General features: G+C 69.3%; 31 protein-coding genes. 25 read left to right on the top strand and 6 right to left on the bottom strand.

What is annotated here, in order from left to right:
* The first annotated feature begins 84 nt into the window (after positions 1-84).
* The 19 genes from rpmE (at position 85) to ACBJ32_RS19750 (ending at position 16,484) form a co-directional block, all read left to right on the top strand.
* On the top strand, positions 85-303 hold the full coding sequence (rpmE, locus tag ACBJ32_RS19840; RefSeq protein ID WP_357875799.1) for a 50S ribosomal protein L31: 219 nt from the start codon (positions 85-87) through the stop codon (positions 301-303).
* Between the two features lie 89 nt (positions 304-392).
* The gene (gene prfA, locus ACBJ32_RS19835; RefSeq protein WP_357875797.1) at positions 393-1,445 is read left to right on the top strand and encodes a peptide chain release factor 1; all 1,053 of its coding nucleotides are present in this window, start codon (positions 393-395) and stop codon (positions 1,443-1,445) included.
* Positions 1,442-2,296, top strand: a complete 855-nt coding sequence (gene prmC / locus ACBJ32_RS19830) for a peptide chain release factor N(5)-glutamine methyltransferase (RefSeq protein ID WP_080042514.1) — start codon at positions 1,442-1,444, stop codon at positions 2,294-2,296. The genes prfA and prmC overlap by 4 nt, the downstream gene beginning before the upstream one ends.
* Before the next feature lie 10 nt (positions 2,297-2,306).
* Entirely contained in the window at positions 2,307-2,954 is a 648-nt protein-coding gene (locus tag ACBJ32_RS19825; protein ID WP_357875795.1) for an L-threonylcarbamoyladenylate synthase, read from the top strand.
* A gap of 89 nt (positions 2,955-3,043) precedes the next feature.
* Positions 3,044-5,131, top strand: coding sequence for a hypothetical protein (locus tag ACBJ32_RS19820; RefSeq protein WP_375127960.1), 2,088 nt, complete (start codon positions 3,044-3,046; stop codon positions 5,129-5,131).
* A complete protein-coding gene (locus tag ACBJ32_RS19815; RefSeq protein WP_357875791.1) occupies positions 5,131-5,499 on the top strand; it encodes a hypothetical protein in 369 nt (122 codons plus the stop codon). Before ACBJ32_RS19820 ends, ACBJ32_RS19815 begins: the two co-directional genes overlap by 1 nt.
* Positions 5,500-5,562: 63 nt before the next feature.
* Entirely contained in the window at positions 5,563-6,828 is a 1,266-nt protein-coding gene (gene glyA, locus ACBJ32_RS19810) for a serine hydroxymethyltransferase (protein WP_375127959.1), read from the top strand.
* Between the two features lie 57 nt (positions 6,829-6,885).
* Positions 6,886-8,175, top strand: a complete 1,290-nt coding sequence (locus tag ACBJ32_RS19805) for a glycosyltransferase family 4 protein (protein WP_375127958.1) — start codon at positions 6,886-6,888, stop codon at positions 8,173-8,175.
* Positions 8,176-8,305: 130 nt separating this feature from the next.
* The gene (locus tag ACBJ32_RS19800) at positions 8,306-8,728 is read left to right on the top strand and encodes a hypothetical protein (protein WP_357875785.1); all 423 of its coding nucleotides are present in this window, start codon (positions 8,306-8,308) and stop codon (positions 8,726-8,728) included.
* A gap of 65 nt (positions 8,729-8,793) precedes the next feature.
* The gene (locus tag ACBJ32_RS19795; protein ID WP_357875783.1) at positions 8,794-9,009 is read left to right on the top strand and encodes an AtpZ/AtpI family protein; all 216 of its coding nucleotides are present in this window, start codon (positions 8,794-8,796) and stop codon (positions 9,007-9,009) included.
* 67 nt (positions 9,010-9,076) lie between these two features.
* A complete protein-coding gene (atpB, locus tag ACBJ32_RS19790; protein ID WP_357875781.1) occupies positions 9,077-9,874 on the top strand; it encodes a F0F1 ATP synthase subunit A in 798 nt (265 codons plus the stop codon).
* A 72-nt stretch (positions 9,875-9,946) separates the two neighbouring features.
* Positions 9,947-10,177 carry an ATP synthase F0 subunit C gene (gene atpE, locus ACBJ32_RS19785; protein ID WP_103955992.1) on the top strand — a complete coding sequence of 77 codons (231 nt, stop codon included), beginning with the start codon at positions 9,947-9,949 and terminating at the stop codon, positions 10,175-10,177.
* Positions 10,178-10,211: 34 nt separating this feature from the next.
* Positions 10,212-10,766, top strand: a complete 555-nt coding sequence (locus tag ACBJ32_RS19780) for a F0F1 ATP synthase subunit B (RefSeq protein ID WP_357875779.1) — start codon at positions 10,212-10,214, stop codon at positions 10,764-10,766.
* Entirely contained in the window at positions 10,766-11,575 is an 810-nt protein-coding gene (locus tag ACBJ32_RS19775; RefSeq protein WP_375127957.1) for a F0F1 ATP synthase subunit delta, read from the top strand. The genes ACBJ32_RS19780 and ACBJ32_RS19775 overlap by 1 nt, the downstream gene beginning before the upstream one ends.
* A gap of 23 nt (positions 11,576-11,598) precedes the next feature.
* Complete coding sequence (gene atpA / locus ACBJ32_RS19770) at positions 11,599-13,248, top strand: F0F1 ATP synthase subunit alpha (RefSeq protein ID WP_357875775.1); 1,650 nt, start codon at positions 11,599-11,601, stop codon at positions 13,246-13,248.
* A 3-nt stretch (positions 13,249-13,251) separates the two neighbouring features.
* On the top strand, positions 13,252-14,154 hold the full coding sequence (locus ACBJ32_RS19765) for a F0F1 ATP synthase subunit gamma (protein WP_357875773.1): 903 nt from the start codon (positions 13,252-13,254) through the stop codon (positions 14,152-14,154).
* A gap of 1 nt (position 14,155) precedes the next feature.
* The gene (gene atpD / locus ACBJ32_RS19760; RefSeq protein WP_375127956.1) at positions 14,156-15,604 is read left to right on the top strand and encodes a F0F1 ATP synthase subunit beta; all 1,449 of its coding nucleotides are present in this window, start codon (positions 14,156-14,158) and stop codon (positions 15,602-15,604) included.
* 67 nt (positions 15,605-15,671) lie between these two features.
* The gene (locus tag ACBJ32_RS19755) at positions 15,672-16,073 is read left to right on the top strand and encodes a F0F1 ATP synthase subunit epsilon (protein WP_080042501.1); all 402 of its coding nucleotides are present in this window, start codon (positions 15,672-15,674) and stop codon (positions 16,071-16,073) included.
* 30 nt (positions 16,074-16,103) lie between these two features.
* The gene (locus ACBJ32_RS19750; protein WP_357875769.1) at positions 16,104-16,484 is read left to right on the top strand and encodes a DUF2550 domain-containing protein; all 381 of its coding nucleotides are present in this window, start codon (positions 16,104-16,106) and stop codon (positions 16,482-16,484) included.
* Between the two features lie 14 nt (positions 16,485-16,498).
* Here the strand turns inward: ACBJ32_RS19750 and ACBJ32_RS19745 are convergent, their stop codons facing one another.
* Entirely contained in the window at positions 16,499-17,089 is a 591-nt protein-coding gene (locus tag ACBJ32_RS19745) for a cob(I)yrinic acid a,c-diamide adenosyltransferase (RefSeq protein ID WP_375127955.1), read from the bottom strand.
* Between the two features lie 127 nt (positions 17,090-17,216).
* Between ACBJ32_RS19745 and ACBJ32_RS19740 the strand changes: the two genes are divergently transcribed.
* From ACBJ32_RS19740 to ACBJ32_RS19725, 4 genes are read left to right on the top strand one after another with little or no spacing between them, the layout of a single operon-like run.
* Positions 17,217-18,113 (top strand): ATP-binding cassette domain-containing protein, encoded by an 897-nt coding sequence (locus ACBJ32_RS19740; RefSeq protein WP_357875765.1) that lies wholly within the window; start codon positions 17,217-17,219, stop codon positions 18,111-18,113.
* Positions 18,110-19,219 (top strand): ABC transporter permease, encoded by a 1,110-nt coding sequence (locus tag ACBJ32_RS19735; protein WP_375127954.1) that lies wholly within the window; start codon positions 18,110-18,112, stop codon positions 19,217-19,219. Before ACBJ32_RS19740 ends, ACBJ32_RS19735 begins: the two co-directional genes overlap by 4 nt.
* The gene (locus tag ACBJ32_RS19730) at positions 19,220-20,386 is read left to right on the top strand and encodes a sensor histidine kinase (RefSeq protein ID WP_375127953.1); all 1,167 of its coding nucleotides are present in this window, start codon (positions 19,220-19,222) and stop codon (positions 20,384-20,386) included.
* A gap of 40 nt (positions 20,387-20,426) precedes the next feature.
* A complete protein-coding gene (locus tag ACBJ32_RS19725) occupies positions 20,427-20,744 on the top strand; it encodes an STAS domain-containing protein (protein ID WP_225272131.1) in 318 nt (105 codons plus the stop codon).
* Between the two features lie 121 nt (positions 20,745-20,865).
* Here ACBJ32_RS19725 and ACBJ32_RS19720 read toward each other — a convergent pair whose 3' ends face one another.
* From ACBJ32_RS19720 to nucS, 5 genes are all read right to left on the bottom strand, one after another.
* Positions 20,866-21,408 (bottom strand): TetR/AcrR family transcriptional regulator, encoded by a 543-nt coding sequence (locus ACBJ32_RS19720; RefSeq protein ID WP_375127952.1) that lies wholly within the window; start codon positions 21,406-21,408, stop codon positions 20,866-20,868.
* 144 nt (positions 21,409-21,552) lie between these two features.
* Entirely contained in the window at positions 21,553-23,025 is a 1,473-nt protein-coding gene (locus ACBJ32_RS19715; RefSeq protein ID WP_375127951.1) for an aldehyde dehydrogenase family protein, read from the bottom strand.
* Between the two features lie 38 nt (positions 23,026-23,063).
* Entirely contained in the window at positions 23,064-23,612 is a 549-nt protein-coding gene (locus ACBJ32_RS19710; RefSeq protein ID WP_375127950.1) for a GNAT family N-acetyltransferase, read from the bottom strand.
* 5 nt (positions 23,613-23,617) lie between these two features.
* Positions 23,618-24,916, bottom strand: a complete 1,299-nt coding sequence (locus tag ACBJ32_RS19705) for a carotenoid oxygenase family protein (RefSeq protein ID WP_375127949.1) — start codon at positions 24,914-24,916, stop codon at positions 23,618-23,620.
* A gap of 107 nt (positions 24,917-25,023) precedes the next feature.
* Positions 25,024-25,686, bottom strand: a complete 663-nt coding sequence (nucS, locus tag ACBJ32_RS19700) for an endonuclease NucS (RefSeq protein WP_357875750.1) — start codon at positions 25,684-25,686, stop codon at positions 25,024-25,026.
* 104 nt (positions 25,687-25,790) lie between these two features.
* On the opposite strand from nucS, the gene ACBJ32_RS19695 reads away from it, so the two are divergent.
* Together ACBJ32_RS19695 and ACBJ32_RS19690 are read left to right on the top strand one after the other, a co-directional pair.
* Positions 25,791-26,081 carry an ATP/GTP-binding protein gene (locus ACBJ32_RS19695; protein ID WP_357875748.1) on the top strand — a complete coding sequence of 97 codons (291 nt, stop codon included), beginning with the start codon at positions 25,791-25,793 and terminating at the stop codon, positions 26,079-26,081.
* Between the two features lie 12 nt (positions 26,082-26,093).
* Positions 26,094-26,798, top strand: a complete 705-nt coding sequence (locus ACBJ32_RS19690) for an alpha/beta hydrolase (protein ID WP_375127948.1) — start codon at positions 26,094-26,096, stop codon at positions 26,796-26,798.
* The last annotated feature ends 29 nt before the right edge of the window (positions 26,799-26,827 follow it).

Here is a 26,827-nt window from a genome sequence, read left to right as displayed (position 1 = left end):
GCACACTGGTAGCTGACCATTTCGCGGCTCCGGTTCACGCCATGCGTGAAGGCGACCCGGCGGCCGCGCCCCGAAAGGACAGCAATGAAGCGCGACATCCACCCTGAATACCACGTGACGCAGGTGACCTGCTCCTGCGGTAACACGTTCACCACCCGTAGCACCGCCAAGAACGGCGCCATCCACGCCGACGTGTGCTCGGCCTGCCACCCGTTCTACACGGGCAAGCAGAAGATCCTCGACACCGGCGGCCGGGTGGCTCGCTTCGAGAAGCGCTTCGGCAAGAAGGCCACGGGCAAGTAGCTCCACCCACGCCGGCCCGGACGCACCCCGGTGCGCCGGGTCGGCGTTGTTGGTGAAACGGCCATACTTTTACGAAAAAAGGACCCACGGTGAACCTCGACGAGTTGCTCAAGGAGTATTCCGAGCTGGAGCTGCAGCTCGCCGACCCCGCCGTGCACGCAGACCAGAACAAGGCCCGCACGCTCGGCCGGCGTTACTCGCAGCTCACGCCGATCATCGGCACCTACCGCGAGCTGGAGTCCACGCGTGACGACCTGTCGGCCGCCAAGGAGCTGGCCGGCGAGGACGAGGCGTTCGCCACCGAGGCCGCAGAGCTCGAGGAGCGCGTCCCCCGGCTCGAGGAGAAGCTCCGGCACCTGCTCATCCCGCGCGATCCCAACGATGACAAGGACATCATCATGGAGATCAAGGCGGGCGAGGGCGGCGAGGAGTCCGCGCTGTTCGCGGGCGACCTGCTGCGGATGTACCTCCGCTACGCCGAGCGGCTCGGCTGGAAGACCGAGATCATCGACAGCCAGCCCTCCGACCTGGGCGGGTACAAGGACGTCACGGTCGGCATCCGGGCCAAGGGCGACGAGGGCGTCTGGTCGCGGCTGAAGTACGAGGGCGGCGTGCACCGCGTGCAGCGGGTGCCCGTCACCGAGTCCCAGGGCCGCATCCACACCAGCGCCGCGGGCGTGCTCGTCTACCCGGAGGCGGAGGAGGTCGACGTCCAGATCGACCCCAACGACCTGCGCATCGACGTCTACCGCTCCAGCGGGCCCGGCGGTCAGAGCGTCAACACCACCGACTCCGCGGTCCGCATCACCCACCTGCCCACCGGCGTCGTCGTCTCGTGCCAGAACGAGAAGAGCCAGCTCCAGAACAAGGAGTCGGCCCTGCGCATCCTGCGCGCCCGGCTGCTGGTCATCGCGCAGGAGGAGGCCGACGCCGCGGCCCAGGCGGAGCGCAAGTCGCAGGTCCGCACCGTCGACCGCTCCGAGCGGATCCGCACCTACAACTTCCCGGAAAACCGTATCTCCGACCACCGCGTCGGCTTCAAGGCGTATAACCTCGACCAGGTTCTCGACGGCGAGCTGAACGCCGTCACCCAAGCCCTCATCGACGCCGAGACGGCGGAGAAGCTCGCACAACACTCATGACATTTCTGCTGGACGAGATCGCGCTCGCCACCGCCCGGCTGGCCGAGGCAGGCGTTCCTTCGCCGCGCACCGACGCGGAGGAGATCGCGGCGTTCGTCCACGGCGTGCGCAGGAGCGAGCTCCACACGGTCAAGGACTCCGAGTTCGACGCGCTGTTCTGGGAGGGCGTCGCCCGGCGCGAGGCCCGCGAGCCGCTGCAGCACATCACCGGTCACGCCTACTTCCGCTACCTGGAGCTGGCCGTCGGGCCCGGCGTGTTCGTGCCGCGGCCCGAGACCGAGGTGATGGCCGGCTGGGCCATCGAGACCCTGCGCGAGATGGACGTCAACGCCCCCCTCGTCGTCGACCTCGGCACCGGCTCCGGCGCGATCGCGCTGTCCATCGCGCAGGAGGTGGCGCTGGCCGAGGTGCACGCCGTGGAGGTCGACCCGGCGGCGTACACGTGGGCCAAGCGCAACATCTCCGAGCTCGGCCAGGGCCGCACCCACCTGCACCCCGAGGACCTCGCCGAGGCGCTGCCCGAGCTCAACGGCAAGGTGGACCTGGTCATCTCCAACCCGCCGTACATCCCGCCCGGCGCCATCCCGCGCGATCCCGAGGTGCGCGACTACGACCCCTCCAGAGCCCTGTACGGCTCGGGCGACGACGGGCTCGGCGAGGTGCGCGCGGTGGAGCGCACGGCCCGCCGCCTGCTGCGTCCCGGCGGCTGGGTGGCCGTGGAGCACGCCGACGAGCAGGGCAGAGCCGTCTACCTGACGTTCCCCGAGGACAACGGCTGGCGCGACGTACGCCTGCGCCAGGACCTCACCAGAAGAGACCGCTTCGTCACGGCCCGGCTGGGCCAGGACTAGGATGCACGCCGTGGGACGACGTTTTGACTGCTCCGATCCCGACCAGCGGACCATCGCGCTGATGGAGGCGGCCGCGGCCGTGCGCCGCGGCGACCTGGTGGTGCTGCCGACCGACACGGTCTACGGCATCGGCGCCGACGCCTTCACACCGGCGGCCGTCCAGGCGCTGCTCGACGCCAAGGGCCGGGGCCGTGACATGCCCCCGCCCGTGCTCGTGGGCACCGTCAGAGCCGCCACAGCGCTCGTGGACGACCTCGGGGCGTACGGGCAGGACCTGATCGACGCCTTCTGGCCCGGGCCGCTCACGCTCGTCTGCAAGGCCAACAGGGCCCTTTCCTGGGACCTGGGCGACACCAAGGGCACGGTGGCCATTCGCATGCCGCTCCACCCGGTGGCGCTCGACCTGCTCAAGGAGACCGGGCCGATGGCCGTCTCCAGCGCCAACCGCTCGGGCTCGCCCGCCGCGACCACCGCGGAGGAGGCCCAGGAGCAGCTCGGCGACTCGGTCGAGGTCTACCTCGACGGCGGCAAGACCACCGACAACACGCCCTCCACCATCCTCGACCTCACCACGGCCGTCCCCCGGCTGCTGCGGCGCGGGGCCATCCCGGTGGAGAAGCTGCGCGGCATCATCGGGTACGTCGCCACCGACGACTGACGTATACCCGCTGCTTATTCCGGCTGCGATCGCGCTCGGGCCATGATTACGGTGAGGCCCGGAGCGGCGATACGTCCCGGGAGCGGCCCATGGGCAAGTACGACGGCATGGATCCCCAACTGGTCCGTGACCTGCTGGCCGAGGTGAAGCACGCGGCTGCGGAGATGCGCAGGATCGAGGATCGGGTCAGGGCCACCATGCAGCGCGCCGGCGTGTCCACCGAGGCCACCCACCGGCCCGCCCAGGTCGCCGACGCCGTGGGCGAGATGGTCAAGGACGTCAACGGGCGGCTCGCCGTGCTGGAGAAGCGGGCGGATCGTCCTGGGAACGGGGCGGGGCCCGCGGACGAGCCCAAGGACGTGCGGGGGGATCGGGACCAGTACGAGAATCCGCGTGCCGGTGAATCCGACGGGGACAAGAAGACCGGCTCCGACAAGACGACGGACGCCGAGGGGAAGACCGGCTCGGAGGGCAAGACCGGCTCGGACGGCAAGACCGATTCGGACGGCAAGACCGGCTCGGACGGCAAGACCGGCTCGGACGGCAAGACCGGCTCGGACGGCAAGACCGATTCGGACGGCAAGACCGGCTCCGAATCGAAGACCTGCGACGACGCAGAGGGCGCGGGAACGGGGCGGGACGGCGGGACCGGCACCGAGGGGAAGACCGGGGACCAGCCTGCGGAGACGCCCAAGGACGACGACCTGGGCAGCAGGCGCGATCAAGGGGCCGAGGCGGATCGCGGTGTGACGGACCCGCCCGCCAAGGACACGGACACCCCCGCTCGGGACACGGACACGCCTGCCGCAGACGGGCAGGACGGGCAGGACGGGCAGGGCGGGCAGGACGCCACCAAGCCGAGGGTCGTGGTGGTCGATGGCGTCAAGGTCCTCCAGGTGCCGCTCGACGCGCCTCAGGCGGCGGTGATCGAGGACATGCTCGAGAACCCGGACCAGGTGCAACCGGCCGAGATGCCGAAACTTCCCGCCGACGGCACGGACCCGGCGAACGCCACGAACGTCAACGACTATGCCGACGACGGCAGTGACGTGGTCTCCGCCGAGGCGAACCCGCTGGACCTGGACGCTCTCAAGACCGTCATCGAGGACCACCGGCAGATCGCGCCCCAGGACATGCCCGGCGTGCAGGTTCCGGAAGGCGAGTACGGCAGGGGCGAATGGGCCGAGCGCGACATCCGCCCGGACGGGCCTGCGGGCTCGATCGACGCGGGCGGCCCGGGTACGGGCGGAAACACGCCCGTGACGCCTCCGCCGGCGGACTCGGCGGGCGCCGGCGGCACGGTGACGGACGTCGGCTCGGCCGCGGAGGCGTCGGGCGCCGCCACCACGCCGGGCGACGAAGCCTGCGACTCGGGCAAGGGCACGGACAACCCGCCGCGCGGTGACGGGACAGGCGGCGACACGGATGTCCCGCCGACGGGTCAGGACTCGAAGCCGGATCAGCCCACGAAGCCGGATCAGGACACGAAGCCGGATCAGCCCACGGGCGACAGGCCTGCGGGAGATCAGCCGACGGGCGGCAACCCCACGGGAGATCAGCCGACCGGCGATGGCTCCACGGGAGATCAGCCGACGGGTGACCGTCCGGCCGGCGACCAGCCGGAGCAGGGCACAGGCGGCCCAGGAGAGCCTGTGGCCATCCCGCCGACCAACCCCGCCGAGACGCCCACCGGCAACGCCGACACGCCGGCCACAGCCCCGGAGACAGGCCACCGTGCCGGCGCCGAGGACCCTGCGCCGGGCCGGACAGCGGAGACCGGCTACGGACCGGGCTCGGCATCGCAGCCACCGGCAGGCGCCGGCGCGGATCCCGCGTACGACATATTGATCGCCTACGACGTGGAGCCCGGCCACGACGCGACGGCCGGCACGACGGCCGGCACGACGGCCGGCACGACGGCCGGCACGACGGCAGGGCCGGACGGCGCCGCGTGGGCGGACGACGGCAGCGACGTCGTCACCGCCGGCACGACCCCGCCCACCCTGGACGCGCTCAGAACGGTGATCGACCACCACCGCGACATCCAGCCCCAGGACATGCCCTCCGTCCAGATCCCCCCAGGCGAGTACGGCAAGGGCGAATGGGCCCCTGAGGACGTCGGGCCGGACGGTCCGCCAGGGGCGATCGACCCGGGCCGGCCGGAGAGGAGCGCGTGATGTACGCCGACCCACCGGCCCCCAGGGCCAAGGGCCGCGACGAGGCCCCGCCCGCCTCCCCGGGCGGCCTCGACGGCCAGCAGCACCCCTGGAGGTTCAACCCCGACTACCAGAAGCTGGTCGAGGCGTGGGAGGAGGTCCTGCCCCAGCTGGAGACGCTCAGGACCACGCTCGACAAGGCGTACTCGCTGGCCAGGAGCCCCCAGACGTGGGACGCCCCGGTGGGCGAGCGTTACGTGGAGGACATCCGCGAGTGGCGGCGCAGGCTCGCGCTGTACCGTCACTCCATCCTGACGTCGATCAGCGACGCGGCGGGGGACACGCCCCGGTGGGTACGGACGACGGACGTGCCGCAACCCTTCTGGTGAGATGAAATTTCGGGGAATCACCGGTATATGGGAGAAACGGACATTGGGGCGTACAGTGGGGAAATGGGTACGGAGCCCTACTACGGTCCGGATTTCGGGATGCTGCGGAGCCGCGATCCCGAGATCGCGCAGGTCCTGATCGACGAGCTCGACCGGGTGCGCGGCGGGATCCAGCTCATCGCGAGCGAGAACTTCACCTCGCCCGCCGTCATGGCCGCCCTCGGTTCCACCCTCACCAACAAGTACGCCGAGGGCTACCCGGGCAGGCGTTACTACGGCGGCTGCGAGGTGGTGGACCGGGCGGAGCGGCTGGCGGTCGAGCGGGCGCGCGACCTGTTCGGAGCCGAGCACGCCAACGTCCAGCCCCACTCCGGCGCCTCGGCGAACCTGGCCGCGTACGCCGCGCTGCTGCAGCCCGGCGACACCATGCTGGCCATGGCGCTGCCGCACGGCGGCCACCTCACCCACGGCTCGAAGGTGAACTTCTCGGGAAGATGGTTCGACGTCGTCTCGTACGGGGTGCGTCGCGACACCGAGCTCATCGACTACGACGAGGTCCGCGACCTGGCGCTGCGGCACCGGCCGAAGCTCATCGTGTGCGGGGCCACGGCGTACCCGAGGCTGATCGACTACTCGGTGTTCCGCGGCATCGCGGACGAGGTGGGGGCGTGGCTGCTGGCCGACGTGGCGCATCCGATCGGGCTGATGGCGGCCGGCGCGATCCCGTCGGCGGTGCCGTACGCGGACGTCGTGACGTTCACCACCCACAAGGCGCTGCGCGGGCCGCGCGGCGGCGCGATCCTGTGCACGGGGGAGCTGGCAGGCAAGATCGATCGCGCGGTGTTCCCGTTCGTGCAGGGCGGGCCGCTGATGCACGTGGTGGCGGCCAAGGCGGTGGCGTTCGCGGAGGCGATGCGCCCGGAGTTCGCCGACTACGCCAGGCGGGTGATCGCGAACGCGCGGGCGCTGACGGAGGCGCTGGCGGTGGAGGGGATGCGGGCCGTCTCGGGCGGCACGGACACGCATCTGGCGCTGATCGACCTGCGCGGGGCAGGGGTGTCGGGGGCCGAGGCGGAACGCAGGTGCGCGGCTGCGGGGATCACGCTGAACCGCAACGTCATCCCGTACGATCCCGAGCCGCCCGCGATCACCTCGGGCATCCGCGTGGGCACGCCGTGCGTGACCACTCAGGGGATGGGGCTCCAGGAAGTCGAAGAAGTCGGCGCGCTCGTGACGCGGGCGGTGCGGAATCCGGGCAGCTCAGCGGAGGTCAGGGAAAGAGTTGCGGCGCTTCTCGCCATCCACAAGCCATATCTCAGCGAATATTAAGCGGGTCTGTGTCGTTTTCCGGTCACAGCTGGCCGGAGCATCCGGGAAACTAGGTTCGTGCGCGAATACCTGTTCATGGCGCTCATCTCAGCGGCGGTGACGTATCTGCTGGTCCCGCTGGTGCGCCGCTTCGCCATCCGTATCGGCGCCATGCCCGAGGTTCGCGAGCGCGACGTGCACACCACGCCGACGCCCAGGCTGGGCGGCCTGGCGATGTACGGCGGCCTGGTCGTCGGCCTGCTGACGGCCAGCCAGCTCACCCACACCGGCGAGGCGCTGGCCGGGTACGACGCCGACGTGGTCACGGGCCTGATCCTGGCCGGAGGCCTCATCACGGTGACCGGGTTCCTCGACGACTGGTGGGGCATGGACGCCTTCATCAAGCTCGGCGGGCAGATCGCGGCGGCGGGCGTGCTGGTCTACTTCAACCTGCGGCTGCTCTACATCCCGCTGCCCAAGGACTGGGGCGGCTCGATGAGCCTCGACTACACGCTCAGCACGGTGATCACCATCCTGGTCGTGGTCGTGACCATCAACGCGGTCAACTTCGTCGACGGGCTCGACGGGCTCGCGGCCGGCATCGTGTGCATCGCGGCCATGGCCACCTGGGCGTATTCCATCTTCCTCGCGCAGAGCATGAGCGCGGGCAACATCACCACGACGGCCGCCATCGCCGCCGTCCTCATCGGCACCTGCCTGGGGTTCCTGCCGCACAACTTCCATCCGGCGAAGATCTTCATGGGCGACACCGGGGCCATGCTGATCGGCCTGGTGCTCGCCTCCTCCATCGTGACGGTGACCCCGCTCGACCCGGCCGCCATCGACGACATGAACAAGGTCGGCGTCCTGGTCCCGCTGATGCTGCCGGCCGCGGTGCTGGTCCTGCCGCTCGTCGACCTGATCACGGCCGTGGTGCGGCGCACCTCGCAGGGCCTCTCGCCGTTCGCGCCCGACCGCGGCCACCTGCACCACCGGCTGCTCGACATCGGCCACTCGCAGCGGCGTTCCGTGCTGATCATGTACGCGTGGGCGTTCCTGTTCGCGTTCGGTGTGGTCCTGATGTCCCGCGAGGGCGTGCCGGTGCTGCTGTTCCCCGTCGTCATCGTGCTGGCGCTGGCCGTGCTGGTGCTGATGGCGGCCCCGCGCTGGCGCGGCAGGGGCGGCGCGCACTCGGCGCCGCGGCGCAAGGAGCCCGACAACGACGACGGCCCGCCCACGGGTCCGATGCCGCCCATTTTGCCGGATACGCAGGTCAGACCCCCAATGCCGCCGACCGACGGTCCTTCGCGCGAACGCGCGACGGCCGAGGGGAATCCGGTCATTCCCGTCTTCCCGAGCCGTTCTTGATCGCGAACTAGAAACGGCAGGTAAAAGCGGTCTTCCGTGAGCTTGTGATATCTTTCACGAGCAGGGACTCCAGACTTACCGGTTCTGGAGGTAGCAAACGCTCGCTTGATAACTCGCTGATGGAGCACCGATGCAGGCCAACGACGTGCGCGTACTCAAGAGCGCCGCGATTCCGACCGCAGTGGTTGGAGTGGTCACCGTGGTCGTGGCATTCCTCACCGCAGCGGGCAAGGGAGCACTGGGCGCGGCCATCGGCACCTTGCTCGTCGGGGTTTTCTTCAGTATCAGCGTGGTAGCGGTGTCCTATGCCGCACGCGTCTCACCGCAGATGATGGCGATCGCCGCGATGCTGAGCTACCTCGTCAAGGTCGTCGCCATCATGATCGTGCTGAGCGTCTTCGGCGACACGACCGCCTGGAACCCCCAGGCTTTCGCCTGGTCGGTCGTGGTCTGCACGCTGGTGTGGACGGCCTTCGAGGTGCGCGCCTTCATCAAGACCAAGATGCTTTACGTCGACCCCGAAGCCAAGGTCCCCGGTAAGGGCGACTCATGAGGCTGGTTCACGGACGGGGTCCGATATGACTAGTCCTCTACTCGCCTGCTATCGTCGGGGCCGCGATGAGCGCACAGGAACGCCGACCGGAAGAAGACGGTCGCGACTTCGCCGATGCCATGTGGTCAATTCCCAGCTATCTACTCGCGGGGATGGCCATCTACGGTGGCATCGGCTGGTTGCTGGACCGCTGGCTCGACACGTCCGCGTTCTTCCCCATAGGCACCGTCCTGGGGCTGGTGCTTGCCGGCTATCTGGCCTACCGGAAGTTCTCTCGCTAGTCCGACGTAGCGAAAACTTCGCCGAGGAAACCCTTGTGATCCACTACGACGTTGAAGGGAACGCCGCGTGATTACGCTGACGGCCCCAGCCCACGGCGACGGCGAGTTCACCGCGCCGACACCGAACGAGCTCTTCGACCTGGCTCCGATCATTCCCGGGGTCGAATGGTTCACCAAGCCGGTCCTGCTGGCGGTCCTCAGCGCCATCATCGTGATCGGCTTGACCTGGGCCGCCTTCTCCAAGCCGAAGCTCGTGCCCAGAGGCATGCAGAACGTCGTCGAATACGGCTACATGTTCGTCCGTGACCAGGTCGCCCGGCCCTTTCTGGGCAAGGACGCCGACCGGTTCATGGGCCTGCTGCTGACCCTGTTCTTCCTGGTCCTGGTCTGGAACCTGATGGGCGTCGTGCCGATCGCCCAGTTCCCCGTGGCCTCGCACATCGCCTTCCCGGCGGTGCTCGCGATCTCCATCTACGTGCTGAAGATCTACCTCGGCATCAAGCATCAGGGCGCCGGCGGCTACTTCAAGAACATGATGTTCCCGCCCGGGCTGCCGAAGCCGATCTACCTGCTGCTGTCGCCGATCGAGTTCCTCTCGAACATGATCATCGCGCCGTTCACGCACGCGGTCCGACTCTTCGCCAACATGTTCGCCGGGCACATGCTGCTCGCGTTCTTCAGCATGGTCGGCTTCTGGTTCCTGTTCGAGAAGCTCACCCCGCTGGGCGCCGGCGTCGGTGTCGTCGGCGTGGTCATGACGATCATCTTCACCGGGTTCGAGATCTTCATCCAGTTCCTGCAGGCATTCCTCTTCGCGATGCTGGCATCGATGTACATCGGTGGCTCCTTGCACGCAGAACACTGAGAACCACATACCGGAATATCCATGACCGGTGAGACTCCGCTTCACCGGCCGTCCAGTAAAGGAATAACAGTAATGAGCGTTCTCGCTGAGGTCTCCGGCAACGTCACCGCCATCGGTTACGGTCTCGCCGCCATCGGCCCCGGCATCGGCGTCGGCATCATCTTCGGTCAGGGCGTCCAGGCGATCGCCCGCCAGCCGGAGGCGTACGGCCTGATCCGCCAGAACATGCTCCTCGGCTTCGTCCTCACCGAGGCCCTCGCCCTGATCGGTCTGGTCGCGCCGTTCCTCTTCGCGAACCTCTAAAGGCCAGAAGAATCCCTGACGAAAGGCTGCACCCATGACGTTGGCAGCTACGCTCCTCGCGGCGGAGGAGGGTGAGTTCAACCCGCTCCTGCCGCACACGTACGAGCTCGTCGTCGGTATCTTCGCCTTCCTCGTCGTCTTCTTCGTCGTCGGCAGGATGCTGGTCCCGCGTATTCAGAAGACGCTGGCCGAGCGGACCGACGCGATCGAGGGCGGCATCAAGAGGGCGGAGGAGGCGCAGGCGGAGGCTCAGGCTCTCCAGAAGCGCTACTCCGAGCAGCTCGAAGAGGCCCGTCGCGACGCGGCCAGGCTGCGCGAGGAGGCTCGCGAGCAGGCCGCGCAGATCAAGGCCGAGCTTCGTGAGGAGGCGCAGGCCGAGGCCCGCCGCCTCGTCGAGGCCGCGCACGCGCAGATCGAGGCCGACCGCCAGGCGGCCTTCGCCCAGCTCCGCACCGAGATCGGTCGCCTGTCGACCGATCTGGCAGGCCGCATCGTCGGCGAGTCCCTCGAGGACGAGGCCCGCCAGAGCCGCATCGTGGACAGGTTCCTCGACGAGCTGGAGAGCTCCAACGCGCAGGCGGTGCGCTGATGCGCGGTTTGAGCAGGACCTCGCTGGCCGAAGTCGAAGAGCGCTTCAACGCGGTCGCCGGTAGTGCCGACCTCGGTGCGCTCTCCGACGAGCTGTTCGCGGTCGCGGATCTGCTCGACCGCGAGCACGGCCTGCGCCGCGCCCTGTCCGACCCGGCCAGGGCGGCCGAGCAGAAGGCGGGCGTCATGCGCTCGCTGCTCGACGGCAAGGTCGGCGCCGCGGCCCTGGCCACCGCCGAGGCGGCGGTCTCGGCCAGGTGGTCGCGCGCCGGTGACCTGGCCGACGTGCTCGAACGGCTCGGCGTCGTCGCCGCGGCCGCGGAGGCGGAGAGCCAGAGAAGGCTCGACGACGTGGAGGACGAGCTCTTCCGCTTCGGCCGCATCATCGCCGCCAACCCCGCCCTGCGTCGCGCGCTCGCCGACGCGGCCGCTCCCGAGGAGGGCAAGCGCGAACTGCTGCGCAACCTGCTCGAGGGCAAGGTCGCCCCGTCCAGCCTGCGCCTGATCACGCAGCTGGTGGTGCACCCGCGTGGGCGTAGCCTGGAAGTGGGCCTGGAAGAGGTCGGTCAGCTCGTGGCCCAGCAGCGCCAGCGCCTGGTGGCGGTGGTCCGCAGCGCGGTCGAGCTGACCGAGGCGCAGAAGCAGCGCCTGGAGGCGTGGCTGCGCACCTCGTACGGCCGTGACGTGCACCTGAACGTCGAGGTGGACAAGCGAGTGCTCGGTGGGTTCTCGGTCCGCATCGGCGACGAGATCATCGACACCACAATCGTGGGACGAATCGAAGAAGTCCGCCGCCGGTTGGCCGGCTAGGCGAAGAGGGAGACAGAGTAGAGATGGCGGAGCTTACGATCCGGCCGGACGAGATCCGGGACGCGCTTGAGCGCTTCGTCCAGGCGTACGAACCGGAAGGCGCCGCGCGCGAGGAGATCGGGACCGTCGTCGACGCCGGCGACGGCATCGCCCATGTCTCCGGCCTTCCCTCGGCGATGGCGAACGAGCTGCTCGAGTTCGAGAACGGTACGCGCGGCCTGGCACTGAACCTCGACACCCGCGAGATCGGTGTCGTCATCCTGGGCGAGTTCAGCGGCATCGAGGAGGGCCAGACGGTCCGCCGGACGGGCGAGGTCCTGTCCGTGCCCGTCGGCGACAACTTCCTCGGCCGCGTGGTCGACCCCCTGGGCAACCCGCTCGACGGCAAGGGCGCCATCGAGGCCGAGGGCGTGCGCGCCCTCGAGCTGCAGGCCCCCACGGTCGTCCAGCGCCAGCCCGTGAAGGAGTCGCTGGCCACGGGCATCAAGGCGATCGACGCCATGACGGCGATCGGCCGCGGCCAGCGCCAGCTCATCATCGGCGACCGCGGCACGGGCAAGACCGCGATCGCCGTCGACACCATCCTCAACCAGCGCGAGAACTGGGCCTCTGGTGACCCCACCAAGCAGGTGCGCTGCGTCTACGTCGCGGTGGGCCAGAAGGGCTCGACCGTCGCGCAGGTGCGCGCTCGCCTGGAGGAGGCCGGCGCGATGGAGTACACCACCATCGTCGCCGCTCCCGCCTCCGAGGCCGCTGGTTTCAAGTACATCGCCCCCTACGCCGGCTCGGCGATCGGTCAGCACTGGATGTACCAGGGCAAGCACGTCCTGATCGTCTTCGACGACCTGACCAAGCAGGCGGACGCCTACCGCGCCGTCTCGCTGCTGCTGCGCCGCCCGCCGGGTCGTGAGGCCTTCCCCGGTGACGTCTTCTACCTCCACTCCCGGCTGCTGGAGCGCTGCGCCAAGCTCTCCGACGACATGGGCGGTGGCTCGATGACGGGTCTGCCGGTCATCGAGACCAAGGGCAACGACGTCTCGGCGTTCATCCCGACCAACGTCATCTCCATCACCGACGGCCAGGTCTTCCTCGAGACCGACCTGTTCAACGCCGGCGTGCGCCCGGCCATCAACGTCGGTGTCTCGGTGTCCCGAGTCGGTGGTTCCGCCCAGTCCAAGGCCATGCGGAAGGTCGCGGGCACGCTGCGTCTGTCGCTGTCGCAGTACCGCGACCTCGAAGCCTTCGCGGCCTTCGCCTCCGACCTGGACGCCGCCTCCAAGGCTCAGCTGGAGCGCGGTCAGCGTCTGGTCGAGCTGCTCAAGCAGGCCCAGTACAGCCCGTTCTCGCTCGAGCGCGAGGTCGCCTCGATCTGGGCGGGCACGACGGGCGAGCTGGACGAGGTGCCGATCGAGGACGTGCGCCGCTTCGAGGGCGAGTTCCTCGACTACATCCAGTCGTCGCACAAGGGCATCTTCGACACCATCCGCGAGACCCGTGAGCTGACCGACGACACGGTGACCGCTCTGAAGGACGCCATCACGGAGTTCAAGAAGGGCTTCACCACCTCCTCGGGTGAGCTGCTGGTCAAGGACGAGCCGGTGGCGCCGCTGGGGGCCGACGAGGTCGGCCAGGAGAAGATCAAGAAGGTCGTCCGGCCGGCGGCGGAGAAGTAGGACATGGGTGCCCAGCTAAGGCTGCTGCGGCGGCGGATCAGCTCGGTCAAGTCGACCGCGAAGATCACGCGCGCCCAGGAGCTCATCGCCTCTTCACGGATCGTGAAGGCGCAGCAGCGGATGCAGGAGGCGCTGCCGTACGAGCGCGAGATCACTCGCGCCGTCACGGGCGTCGTCAGCAACGCTGCCAGCGTCGACCATCCGCTGACCGTGGCGAAGGAGAACCCCGCCAAGGCGGGCGTCCTCGTCGTCACCAGCGACAGCGGGTTCTGCGGTGGCTTCAACGCCAACGTGCTGCGCGAGGCCGAGGCCCTGCGCGGGCTGCTGGAGGGCCGCGGGATGACCGTGGTGCCGTTCGTGACCGGGCGTAAGGGTGTCACCTGGCACACCTTCCGCAACCGGGAGATGGGCGGCAGCTGGGTCGGGTTCTCGCGGAAGCCGGCCTACGCCGACGCCAAGGAGATCGCGAACACGCTGATCGACTCCTTCAAGGACGAGAACGGGATCGACGAGATCCACATCGTCTCGACGGAGTTCGTCTCGATGCTCACGCAGAACGTCGTGGTCAAGCGGGTCCTGCCGCTGGAGGTCGAGGAGACCGAGGCGACGGACACGACGGTGATCCCGCCGTACTTCGAGTTCGAGCCGACCGCCGGCGACGTGCTGGAGTCGCTGCTGCCGCGGTACGTGGAGTCGCGCATCTTCACGGCGCTGCTCCAGTCGGCCGCCTCCGAGGAGGCCGCCCGGCGGCGCGCGATGAAGTCCGCGACCGACAACGCCAACGAGCTGATGCGGGTGCTCACCCAGCAGATGAACCAGGCTCGCCAGGCCGAGATCACCCAGGAAATCAGCGAGATCGTCGGTGGCGCCAACGCGCTCGCTGACGCCGCAGCGGGGAAAGAGTGAAATGACTGCAGAGGCTGTTGAAACTGTAGAAGCCCCCGCGGCCGGCACTGGCCGCGTGGCACGTGTCACCGGCGCCGTCGTCGACGTGGAGTTCCCCGTCGAGGCGATGCCGGAGATCTACAACGCGCTCAAGGTCGAGGTGACCCTCGGCGGCGAGACCAAGACCCTGACGCTCGAGGTCGCCCAGCACCTGGGTGACAACCTCGTCCGCGCCATCTCCATGCAGCCCACCGACGGCCTGGTCCGCGGCCAGGCGGTCACCGACACCGGCGCCCCGATCTCGGTGCCCGTCGGCGACGTCGTCAAGGGTCACGTGTGGAACGCGCTGGGCGAGACGCTCGACGTCCCGACCTCCTCGCTCAAGATCGAGGAGCGGTGGGGCATCCACCGTCCGTCGCCGGCCTTCGACCAGCTCGAGTCCCGTACCGAGCTGCTCGTCACCGGTATCAAGGTCATCGACCTGCTCACCCCGTACGTGCAGGGTGGGAAGATCGGCCTGTTCGGCGGCGCCGGCGTGGGCAAGACGGTTCTCATCCAGGAGATGATCCGCCGCGTCGCCCGTAACTTCGGTGGTACGTCGTGCTTCGCCGGTGTGGGCGAGCGCACCCGTGAGGGCAACGACCTCTGGCTGGAGATGGAGGAGGCGGACGTCCTCAAGGACACCGCGCTCGTCTTCGGCCAGATGGACGAGCCGCCGGGCACCCGTCTGCGCGTGGCCCTGTCGGCCCTGACGATGGCGGAGTACTTCCGCGATGTGCAGAAGCAGGACGTGCTGCTGTTCATCGACAACATCTTCCGCTTCACGCAGGCCGGTTCCGAGGTCTCCACGCTGCTCGGCCGTATGCCGTCCGCCGTGGGTTACCAGCCCACGCTGGCCGACGAGATGGGTGTGCTCCAGGAGCGCATCACCTCGACGCGCGGTCACTCGATCACCTCCATGCAGGCGATCTACGTGCCCGCCGACGACATCACCGACCCGGCCCCGCACAACGCGTTCGCGCACCTCGACGCGCAGACCGTTCTGTCGCGGCCGATCTCGGAGAAGGGCATCTACCCCGCGGTGGACCCGCTCGACTCCTCCTCCCGGATCCTCGACCCGCAGATCGTGGGCGAGGAGCACTACCGGGTGGCCCAGGAGACCAAGCGGATCCTGCAGAAGTACCGTGAGCTCCAGGACATCATCGCGATCCTCGGTATCGACGAGCTCTCCGAGGAGGACAAGGTCACCGTCCAGCGGGCCCGCCGCATCGAGCGCTTCCTGTCGCACCCGATGTACGCGGCCGAGGCCTTCACCGGCCAGCCCGGCGAGACCGTGCCGCTCGACGAGACCATCGCCTCCTTCAAGGGCCTGTGCGCCGGCGACTACGACCACCTGCCTGAGCAGGCGTTCTTCATGGTCGGCGGCATCGACCAGGCCATCGCGAAGGCCGAGGAACTCAAGCGTCGCTAATCGCCCCACGGTGGTGGTGCGGCGTTGACCGCCGCGCCACCACCTGATCGGAAAGGAACCTACACAAGTGGCGAAGCTACGCGTAGGGGTTGTCTCACCCGAGCGTGAGATCTGGTCGGGCGAGGCCGACATGGTGATTGCCAAGACCGTGGACGGCGAGATCGGTATTATGCCGCAACACGCACCTGTGCTCGGTGTCCTCGTCGAGGGCGGAGTGCTGCGCGTGAAGCGGGAGGGTGAGCCGGAGCTGGTGGCGGCGGTGCACGGGGGTTTCATCTCCGTGGCCGACGACGAGGTCTCCGTGCTCGCCGAGGTGGCCGAGCTCGGTTCCGAGGTCGATGTCGCGGCTGCCCGCGACGCTCTCGACCGGGCCCAGGCCTCGATCGAGGCCAACCAGGAGGACGCCGACGCGGCAATCGAGGCCAAGCGTGCCAGGGCTCGGCTGCGGGCGGCGGGCGAAGAGGTTTAATACATATCAAGCGGCGTTCAGGGGGGCGGCATGGTAGCGACGGTTGTGATTCTCGTAGTGCTGCTGGCCGCCCTCATCGTGCTGCGCGGGGTGACGCTTGCCCGCTCGCGCGGCAGTGTGCCCTGTCGCCTGCGGGTAGGGGACCGCGGGTGGCAGAGCGGAGTAGCCCGGTACGCCGACGGGGAGCTCCACTGGATCCCGCTGCTCGGCGTTCGACTCCGGCCGCGTCACGCAATCGCGAGGCGCGGCCTTGTTGTATCCGCCCGGCGCGAGATCGACGGTGGGCTCTTCGCGGTCGACTGCACGGGGAGCACCCGGGGGATCTCGCTGGCGATGAGCGCTGATGCGATGACGGGGTTCCTGGCCTGGCTGGAGTCCGCGCCGCCCAGCGCCTATCTGGACGTCGCGTAGCCAGGCCGCCGCGGTCAGCGGGTGCCGCCGGGCTTCCAGAGGAGCTCGTTGCCGGCGTGAGCCACGCGGCAGGCGACGAACAGCAGGTCCGACAGCCGGTTGAGGTATTTGGCCGTCAGCGGGTTCATGTCGTCGTGGGCCTCCAGGGCGGCCCAGGCCGTACGTTCGGCCCGGCGTACCGTGACGCGGGCCACGTGGAGGGCGGCCGTGGCAGGGTCGCCGCCCGGCAGGATGAAGCTGCGTAGCGGCTTGAGATCGGCGTTGAAGCGGTCGATCTGCTCCTCCAGCCGGTCGATGTACGACTGCTCCACCCGCAGCGGCGGGAACTGCGGATCGGGGACGACCGGCGTGGCCAGATCGGCCCCGACGTCGAAGAGTTCGTTCTGGATGCGTACCAGGCACTGGGCCAGCTCGTCGGGGAACGTGCCGTGCGACAGCGCCAGGCCCAGATGGGCGTTGGCCTCCTCCACGTCGGCGTAGGCCGCCAGCCGCGAGTCGGTCTTCGCGGTGCGGCTCATGTCGACCAGCGCTGTCGTGCCGTCGTCTCCGCCCCGGGTGTAGATATGTGAGAGAACGACAGGCTTGTCCTTGTCGGCGCGCGTCATGGTTTCAGCGTAGTGACAAATGTCATCCGAATCCTCCGCGAGATCCACATCCGGCCGGTGATTTCCACGACTACCTGGGCGAACCCGGACAAGGCCACTATTGACCCATGACGAAGGAGATGACCTGATGCTCGAGATCAGCGAGCTGCGCAAGCGTTTCGCGGGCGGCCCCGACGCCCCCGGCGGCAAGGTCGCCCTCGACGGGATCAGCTTCACGGTGCGGACGGGCGAGATGTTCGGCTTCGTCGGTGCCAACGGTGCGGGCAAGACCACGACGATGCGCATCGTGATGGGCGTGCTCCAGGCGGACTCCGGCTCGGTGAGCTGGCAGGGCCGGCCCCTCGGCCACGACGACCGGCACCGGTTCGGGTACATGCCCGAGGAGCGCGGCCTGTACCAGAAGATGCGGGTCGCCGAGCAGATCGAGTACTTCGGCCGCCTGCACGGGCTGAGCGCGCCGGCCGCCAAGCAGGCCACCGACGACCTGCTGCAGCGGCTCGGGCTGACCGAGCGCAGGGGCGACATGGTGCAGGCGCTCTCGCTGGGCAACCAGCAGCGCGTGCAGCTCGCCGTGGCGCTGGTGCACGACCCCGAGCTGCTGATCCTCGACGAGCCGTTCTCGGGCCTGGACCCAATTGCGGTGGACGCGCTGGCCACGGTGCTGCAGGAGCGGTGCAGGGGCGGCGTGCCGGTGATCTTCTCCAGTCATCAGCTCGAACTGGTCGAGCGGCTGTGCGACTCCGTCGGCATCGTCTCCGCCGGCCGGATGGTGGCCTCCGGCTCGGTGGCCGACCTGCGGGCCGCCGAGAGCGACACGCTGCGCGTGGTCGTCCGCGAGCCGGCTCCCGGCTGGGCCGACGGCCTGCCCGGCACGGTGACCGTGCGGGGTGACAGGCACATCCTGCTGACGAACGAGGGCGACGACCAGGAGATCCTGCGCCGCGCCATGAAGGCGGGCCACGTCGAGCACTTCGGCGTCGAGCAGCCGTCCCTCACCGAGATCTTCAAGGAGGCCGTGGCGTGAACGGATTGTGGCTGGTCGCCCGGCGCGAGATCAGCACGCAGGTCAGGACCAGGGCGTTCGTGATCGGCCTGCTCGTCACGGCGCTGCTGGTGGGGGCGGTGTCCTTCCTGCCCAGGATCATGGGCGGGGGCGACACCTACACCATCGGCCTCGTCAACTCCCAGCAGCTCCCGCTGCACGCCGCCGCTCCCGACATCGAGTTCGAGTGGCGCAAGTTCGCCGACGAGGCGGCGGCCAAGCAGGCCGTGCTCGACGGTGACCTGGACGCGGCGCTGGTCGACAACAGCAGGGTGCTCACCGACGGAGAGATCGAGACCGAGCTCGGGGTGCTGCTGCAGAGCGTCAACCGCGAGTTCAAGCTGGGCGCCGCCGGCGTGGCCATCCCGCCGCTGGAGATGCAGTCCGTGGGCGCCGACACCCGGTACGAGGCCGCGCGCCAGGGCATCGCCACCGTGCTCGTGCTGCTGCTGTTCATGCTGCTCATGGGGCAGATCGTGATGGTGGCCATGGGGGTGGTCGAGGAGAAGGGCAGCCGGATCGTGGAGATCCTGCTGGCCTCGGTGCGGCCGTGGCAGCTGCTCGGCGGCAAGATCCTCGGGCTGGGCGTGCTCGGCCTGATCAACCTGGTCACGATCCTGGTGATCGGGCTGGGCGCCTCGTCGGTCTCCGGCCTGGCCGCCGACTTCCCGCCGGGCATGGTGGGGCTGGTGGTCGCGGTGCTGCTGTGGTTCGTGCTCGGGTACGCCTTCTTCGCCACGCTGTCGGCGGCGTTCGCCTCGCTGGTCTCCCGCCAGGAGGAGGTGAACAGCGTGCTGACCCCGCTCACCATGATGATCATGGCCACCTACTTCGTGTCGTTCTACGTCACCAACGAGCCCACGAGCACGCTGGCCACGGTGCTGTCGTACGTCCCGCCGTTCTCCTCCATGGTCATGCCGGTGCGGATGGCCGCGACCGACGTGCCGATGTGGCAGGTGGGGGCCTCGATGGCGGCGATGTTGCTGGCCGTGCTGGTGGTGCTGAAGCTCGGCGCCACGGTGTACGAGCGGGCCGTGCTGCGGACGGGGGCCAGGCTGAAGTTCGGCGAAGTGCTGCGTAGCCGGTAGATGAATGAGATCGAACGGGCACGGCGCTACACCTGGCACGTCCTGATATCGGGCATCGCCGCCATGTGGGTGGTCATCGCCATCAGCGTCGGCGTCAGGATCGAGGACGGGCAGCTGGACTGGCGGCGCATCGCGCTCGCGCTGATCGCCGCGATCGGTTTCACCTCTCTGTGCCCGCGCATCATCCGCGCGGTCCTGGACCGCCGCTACCCCACCAGGCTGGTGGTGGTGGCGGCGGTCCTCGCGTTGGCCGCCGCCGCCGTGGGCGGGGCGGCCCCCACAGCGTGGGGTTTCGTGCTCGTGGCCTGGCTGTCCATCGCCACCCTGCACATCCCCCGCCGTGCCTCGCTGATGGTCGCGGTGGGCACGTGGCTGACCTGCGTGGGGGTGTCGACCCTGACCTGGCAGGACAACCTGTTCGCCGGTGGGATGGACCTGACGTTCCAGGAGGTGCTGTTCTTCAACGCGCTGATCTACGGGGTCTTCTGCGTCGTGGTGCCGCCGTCCAACCGGCTGTGGATCTGGATCTGGATGCTGGCGGAGGAGGCGCACAAGGGCCGCGAGGCGCACACGAAGCTGGCGCTGGCCGAGGAGCGGCTGCGCTTCGCCAGGGACCTGCACGACCTCGTGGGGCACCAGCTCTCGGCCATCGCGGTCAAGACCGAGCTGGCCGTACGCCTGTCGGACGTGGACGGGGACGCGGCCAGGGGCGAGATGGCCGAGGTCAACACGCTGACCAGGAAGGCGCTCAAGGAGCTGCGGCAGGCCGTGCGCGGCTACCGCGAGCTTGACTTGGCCGCCGAGGTGAATAGCGTGAAAGGAGTGCTCGAAGCGGCGGGGGTCCGCTGCGAGGTGCGCCTGCCCTACCGCGAGCTGCCGCCCGGTGTGGCGCCGGTGTTCGCCTACGCCGTGCGCGAGGCGGTGACGAACGTGCTCAAGCACAGCACGGCGACGTTCTGCGAGATCACCATCAGCTTCACCGCGCAGGAGGCGGAGCTCATCGTGCGCAACGACGGCGTGGCCCGCCGCCAGGCGGTGGATCTGGGGAGCGGACTGGCGGGCATGGGCGAGCGGCTGGCCGCCGTGGGCGGCAGGATGACGGCGAACCCGACGGCCGACGGACAGTTCCTGCTCACGGCGGTCGTGTCATTGCCGCTGACGGGGTAGGGGGGTACTACGTACGTGCGTACGTGACTGAGGAGGTGGCATGCGCGTCCGGGGCAATCCGGGTGCCCAGGTGGTGCGGATCGGGGCCCGGCTCGACGCCGGCACGTCGGCCGGAGTGCGAGAGCGCCTGCACAAGGCACTCGACTCCGGCGAGGGCGATCTGATCCTGGATCTCTCCAAGCTGGAGATGATCGACGCCACCGGCCTCGGCGTGCTCGTGGGGGCGCACAGGCGCGCGCTGAGCGTCGAGCGCCGACTCGTTCTTCGGGGGGTGCCACCGCGGATCATGCGGATTCTCGCGGTGACCCGGCTGAATCGGGTGCTGCACGTGGAGGCTCCGGCGGCCGCGGTGGCCTGAGGTGACATATCGGAGCGGGCGACGATCAGCCGGCGCCCGCTCTTTCCATGCTTAGACAAAATGTAGTTTTCGGCTGACCGAGTCCGCTAAACGCCCGATGAATGACCGCTGGATAACGCGCTCAGCCGGTGCCGAGGCTGCGATTGAAGATGTGGACGGCCACCGCGACGAGTTCGTCGATGCCCGGCTGGTCCTCGGCGAGCAGCCATTCGATGAGCAACTCTTGTAACGCCCCAATGACTCCGAGTGCCACCAGGCGCCGATTCAACCCGGTGCCGAGCGGGAAATCGGCGGACGCCTCCTCGACCAGCCGCGCGAACGCGGCCACCGCGCGCTGACGGGAGAGTGTCAGGACGTCTCCCGATCTGCGCACCTCGACATGCATGATCCGGGCCCGCCGCCAGTCGGCCGTGGTGAACTCGATATAGGCGCGAATCCCGGCCCTGACTCTCCCGTCAAGCGTGTTCGGCGCCTCCTCCAGCGCCTTGGCGACGACCGAGAGGCTTTCCTCCACGCAGCGCTCGTGTAACGCCTGCAGGAGCTCCTCGCGCCCGCCGAAACATTCGTAGAAGGCGCGGTTGGAGATCCTGGCCTCCGAGCACAGCCTTTCGATGGTCGTCGCCGTGAAACCCGGCTTCGCGTATAGCGTGTACGCGGCCGTCATCAGCCGCTCGCGTCTGTCTGCCAGCCTTTGCTCAGCCGACATTCCCCGGTAAGACCGGTTCACATTCCACCCGTCCAACATGATCGTGGCCCCCAGAGCACACAATTATGGACGGATGATCCGTTAAGGGAAAGGGTAAGAAGATTATCTTTTACGTCGGCCGTGCAAGAACGTGACGAGTCTGACCAGTCGCTCAAGCTCCGCAGGCCCTCGATTGAACGATGTCAGGTTCATCCCGGGCATCGCGAAGCGCTGCCGGGCGATCGCCTTCGGCCGGGAGAACTCGCGCAGCCCGTCGGCTCCGTGAATCCTGCCGAACCCCGAATCGCCGATCCCGCCGAAGGGCAGCGCGGGCACCCCGGCGAAGGAGATGACGGAGTTGATCGCGGTCATCCCGCTGCGCATGAGGCGCGCCAGCTCCGCCGCGCGGCGGGCGTTCCGGCTGAAGATCGTGCCGCCCAGCCCGTACGCCGACGCGTTGGCCAGCGACAACGCCTCCTGCGCGTCGCGGGTGCGGCGCACCGTGATGGTGGGGCCGAACGTCTCCTCGCGGACGGCGGGCGAATCCTCCGGCACGTCCTCGACGATCACCGGATCCACGTACGGCGCCCGCACGGAGCCGGGCCCGCCCGTGACCACCTTGCCCGCTTTCGTGGCGTCGTCGATGTGCCGCTTGATGATCTCCACCTGGCCCGGCATGGTGATCGGCCCGTAGTGCTCGCCGGCCTTCACCTTCGTCACCCGCTCGGACAGCTCGCGCATGAAACTTTCATAGACGGCGTCCACGACGTAGACCCGCTCGACGCCGACGCAGGTCTGACCGGCGTTGGCCATCGCGCCCCACAGGCAGGCGTCGGCGGCCGCCCCGAGGTCGGCGTCGGCGTCCACGATGAACGCGTCCTTGCCGCCGCACTCGGCCACGATCGGCGTGAGGTTCTCGGCGCAGGCGGCCATGACCCGCTTGGCCGTGGCGGTGGAGCCGGTGAAGGCGACCTTCCTCACCCGGGGGTCGGCCGCCAGCGCCGCGCCGGTCTCGCCCAGCCCCGTCACGGTCTGGAACACGGGGTGCTCGGGCACCGACTCCGCGAAGAGCTCGGCCAGCCGCACGCCGACGCCGGGGGTCAGCTCGCTGGGCTTGAACACGATCGCGTTGCCGGCCGCCAGCGCGTACGCGATGGAGCCCATGGGCGTGAAGACCGGATAGTTCCACGGGCCGATGACGGCGACGACGCCGAGCGGGAGGTACTCGAGGGTGGCGGCCAGGTTGAGGCCGATCATGCCGGTGGCCACCCGGCGGCGGCCGAGCACCTTCTGGGCGTTGCGCGCGGCCCAGTCGAGGTGCGTGAGGGTGAGCACGAGCTCCAGCGTGGCGTCACCCACCGGCTTGCCCGTCTCCTGGTGGATGAGCGCGGCCAGCTCCCTGAGGTGCTGGGCGAGGACCGCCTTGTAGTCGAGCAGCCGCCGCCTGCGCTCGGCCGGGCCGAGCGCGGCCCACCACGCGGCGGCCTCCTCGGCCCGGCCCACCGCCTGGTGCACGGCGTCGGGGGTCTGCTTGGGGTGACTGCCGACGATCTCGCCGGTCGCCGGGTTGAGTGAGTCGAACGTCAGCGTCGTCATGGCGTCACGATAATCCGGTAAGGCGTCACTTACCACAATCAGGGGGCAGGTCGCCACATTCCCCATACCGGCGGGCCGTCGGGCAGCGTGAAGCGCTCGGTGACCTGGAAGCCGTGCTTCTCGTAGAAGGGGACGTTCGACTCCTTGCTGCTCTCCAGATAGACGGGCGCGTCGCAGCGAGCCAGCCCCTCCCGCATGAGGGCGCTGCCCACGCCCGTGCCCTGCAGTTCCGGCACCGTGCCGAGCTGGGCCAGGTACCAGTGCGGCTGCTGGGGCCGGTGCCTGGCCATGGTCTCGTCGAGCGTGATCCCGTACGAGACCCGGTCCCCCATCGCGGCGACCAGGCCCGGGACGCCGGCCTCCTCGTCGGGCCGGTGACCGGGCGGGTCCCAGATCGCCACGCCGGAGATGTCGCCGGCCACGTCGGTGACGGCGTGGATGTGCCGGGCGAGCGCGACGAACATGGCGGCGGTGCCCTTCTCGTCGGGCAGCAGCCACCGGATCACCGGATCGTCGTGGAAGGCCCTGGCCAGCGCGTCGCCGATCGCCTCTGCCTCCTGCTCCCACCGAGCGGCTCTGATCCGCATCGTCCTCACTCCTCTCCCAGCCAGGACCCGTGGAAGCCGGCGGGCACGCGGCGCGGCAGCCGTACCGAGGCCACGTCGGACAGGTCGCGGGCGTCCAGCACCAGCAACTGCGAGGAGTCGCCCGCGGTGACCACGGACAGCAGCCACCCCTCGTCCTCCCCGGAGGCCCCCTCGGCCGGTACGAACACCGCCTCGCCCGTGTCGCCCCCGGTCTTCCTGACCTGGGAGCCGCCGTCGCGCTGGTCGTACTTGACCAGGCTGTCCTCGCCGACCGTGTAGAGGTAGCGGCTCTGCCGCCCGAGCAGGTCCTCGTTGAACGTGGGGAACTCCACGTTGCGGTCGTCCAGCTGCTCCTCCTTGGCCACGCCCGTCACCGGGTCGAGCGTCCACCGGTGCAGGACGGCCGCGCCGGAGGCGGCGGCCGACGCCGCGGGGTCCTCCGCGCCGCCGATCTGGTCCCACAACGGCGTGAAGCGGTCGCGGGTGTACCGGGCCGCGTTGAGGACGACGCGCCCGTGAGCGTCCTCCCAGGCGTTCCCGACGTGGAAGACGTAGCAGGGGTCCACCTCGAACCACCGCGTCGGCCCGCCCGCCCTGGGCGTCACGCCGACCCTGGCGCCGTAGCCGTCCTCCCACGCGTACGGCATGCCGCCGCGTTCCAGGCGGAAGACCACCGGCAGGTCGAGCCAGACGAGGTGGTGCTCGGTGACGGCGAAGTCGTGCATCATCGTCGGGCCCGGGACCTCGATCTCCTTGCTCTCCACCAGCTCGCCGTCCGCCGACAGCCGGTGGTAGGTGAGATACGGCGGGAAGAAGCCGTAGCCGAAGAAGTGCAGCTCGCCGGTGAGCGGGTCCTGCTTGGGGTGGGCGGTCATCGCGGTGGTGAGCCGCCCGCCGAAGTCCACCGGCCCGACGGTGTCCAGCTCGGGCGTCACCTCGTACGGGAAGCCGTTCTCGACCAGGGCCAGGATGCGGCCCGAGTGCCGGACGACGTGGGTGTTGGCGGAGACGGCCGCCAGGTCGACGCCGGTCTCGCCGGCGAAGGGGGCGTTCTCGGTGAACTGCTTGGTGCGCACCCACCGGTTCCGGTACCACTCGGCGCGGCCGTCGCGCAGGCGCACGCCGTGCAACATGCCGTGGCCGGCGAACCAGTGGCCGGGGTCCTCGCCGGGGCGGGGGTTGGGGCCGTTGCGGAAGTAACGGCCGGTCAGCTCCTCCGGCAGCTCGCCGGCGACGGTCAGGTCGTGGGCGTCGATCTCGTCGGGGACGGGAGCGAGGTTGCCGCTGAGGTACGTGGGGGTCATCGAGCCTCCAATGTTGATAGGTCGAAGGTAAAACGTCCAGATATGACCTGTCAACATTGGAATGTCACGGCACGGGAAAGGCCGTCCCGCCCTGCCGGGGGAGACGGCTAGAAGAGGGTCGGATTCTCCGGCTCGATGCCGCGCAGGGCGTCGTAGTCGAGCGTCACGCAGTCGATGCCGCGGTCGGCGGCCAGCACGCGGGCCTGGGGCTTGATCTCCTGAGCCGCGAAGACCCCGCGTACGGGAGAGAGCAGCGGATCGCGGTTGAGCAGCTCCAGGTAGCGCGTGAGCTGCTCGACGCCGTCGATCTCGCCGCGCCGCTTGATCTCCACCGCCACCGTCGCCCCCGTGGCGTCCCTGCACAGGATGTCCACGGGCCCGATCGCCGTCATGTACTCGCGCCGGACCAGCGAATACCCCTCGCCCAGCGTCGTGATGTGCTCGGCGAGCAGCTCCTGCAGGTGGGCCTCCACGCCGTCCTTGATCAGCCCGGGGTCCACCCCCAGCTCGTGACTGGAGTCGTGGAGGATCTCCGCCATGGTCAGGACCAGCTTCTCGCCGGTCTTGCCGTGGGTGACCGTCCAGGTCTCGCCGTCCTCCTTGAGCTTGCACGGCGGATTCATCCAGTTGAGCGGCTTGAAAGCGCGGTCGTCGGCGTGAATGCTCACGCTGCCGTCCGCCTTGATGAGCACGAGCCTCGGCGCCATCGGCAGGTGTGCCGTGAGCCGTCCGATGTAATCCACGCTGCATCGCGCGATGACCAGCCGCATGACCGTCCACCTTAGTGCCTCTGGAAAACTGGACGCATGGCGTTCGAACGGGTGGGTGTGATCGGTCCTGGCACGAGGGGTGCCGCGAGCGGGTTCCCCCGCGGATGAGCCCTCGCCGTGCCCGCCGGAGGGAGTCCTCCCGCCCTTTCGGCTTCCCGACCGGCCTGGACAAGGTGGAGGAATGGCCCGACGGGGAGTGGAAGGTGCGCATGCTCACCGGCGCCTCCTCGACCAAGAACTACCGGTGCCCCGGCTGCGACCAGGAGATCCGCAGCGGCCAGCCGCACCTCGTGGCCTGGCCCAACTGGACGGGCGGCGACGAGGAGCGCCGCCACTGGCACCAGGCCTGCTGGCGTAAGAGACTCGACCGCGGCCCCGGCCGCACCCGTTACTGAAGGGACCTTTCGGTGGAGATTCGCGCGGCGACGGTGCTGCCCGCCCGGCGGGAGCCGGTCGAGCTGCACACGGCCGACGGCCTGACCCTGGTCGGCGAGCTGGCCCAGCCCCTCGACCGGCCGCCGGTGGCGACGCTGGTGACCCTGCACCCGCTGCCCACCCACGGCGGGTTCATGGACAGCCACGTCTACAAGAAGGCCGCCAACCGGCTGCCCGCGCTGGCCGACCTGGCCGTGCTGCGCTTCAACACCCGCGGCACCTCCTCCGAGCGCGGCACCTCCCAGGGGGCGTTCGACGGCGGCGAGGGCGAGCGGTACGACGTGGCAGCGGCGCTGGAGTACGCCGAGTACCACGACCTGCCCCACGTGTGGGTGGTCGGCTGGTCGTTCGGCACCGAGCTGACGCTGAAGTGGGCGCACGACCCGCTGGTGGAGGGCGCGATCCTGCTCTCGCCGCCGCTGCACAGGGCCACCGACGCCGACCTCGACTCCTGGGCGGCGTTCGGCCGGCCGCTGACGGCGCTGGTGCCGGAGTTCGACGACTACCTGCGGCCGGAGGAGGCGCGCGCCCGGTTCGCCAGGGTGCCGCAGGCCGAGGTGATCGGGGTGGGCGGGGCCAAGCACCTGTGGGTGGGGGAGCCGTACGTGCGGATCGTGCTGGACGAGATCGTCAAGCGGGTCAACCCGGCCGCCTGGCCGCTGCCGACGGAGGTCTGACGAAAACCTCGCGCCCATAGTGCGGTCAT

The sequence above is a fragment of the Nonomuraea sp. GTA35 genome (assembly GCF_041950525.1).
GTDB lineage: Bacteria > Actinomycetota > Actinomycetes > Streptosporangiales > Streptosporangiaceae > Nonomuraea.
The sequence above is the reverse complement of the archived record's forward strand: the minus strand, read 5'-3'. Positions and strand labels throughout refer to the sequence as shown.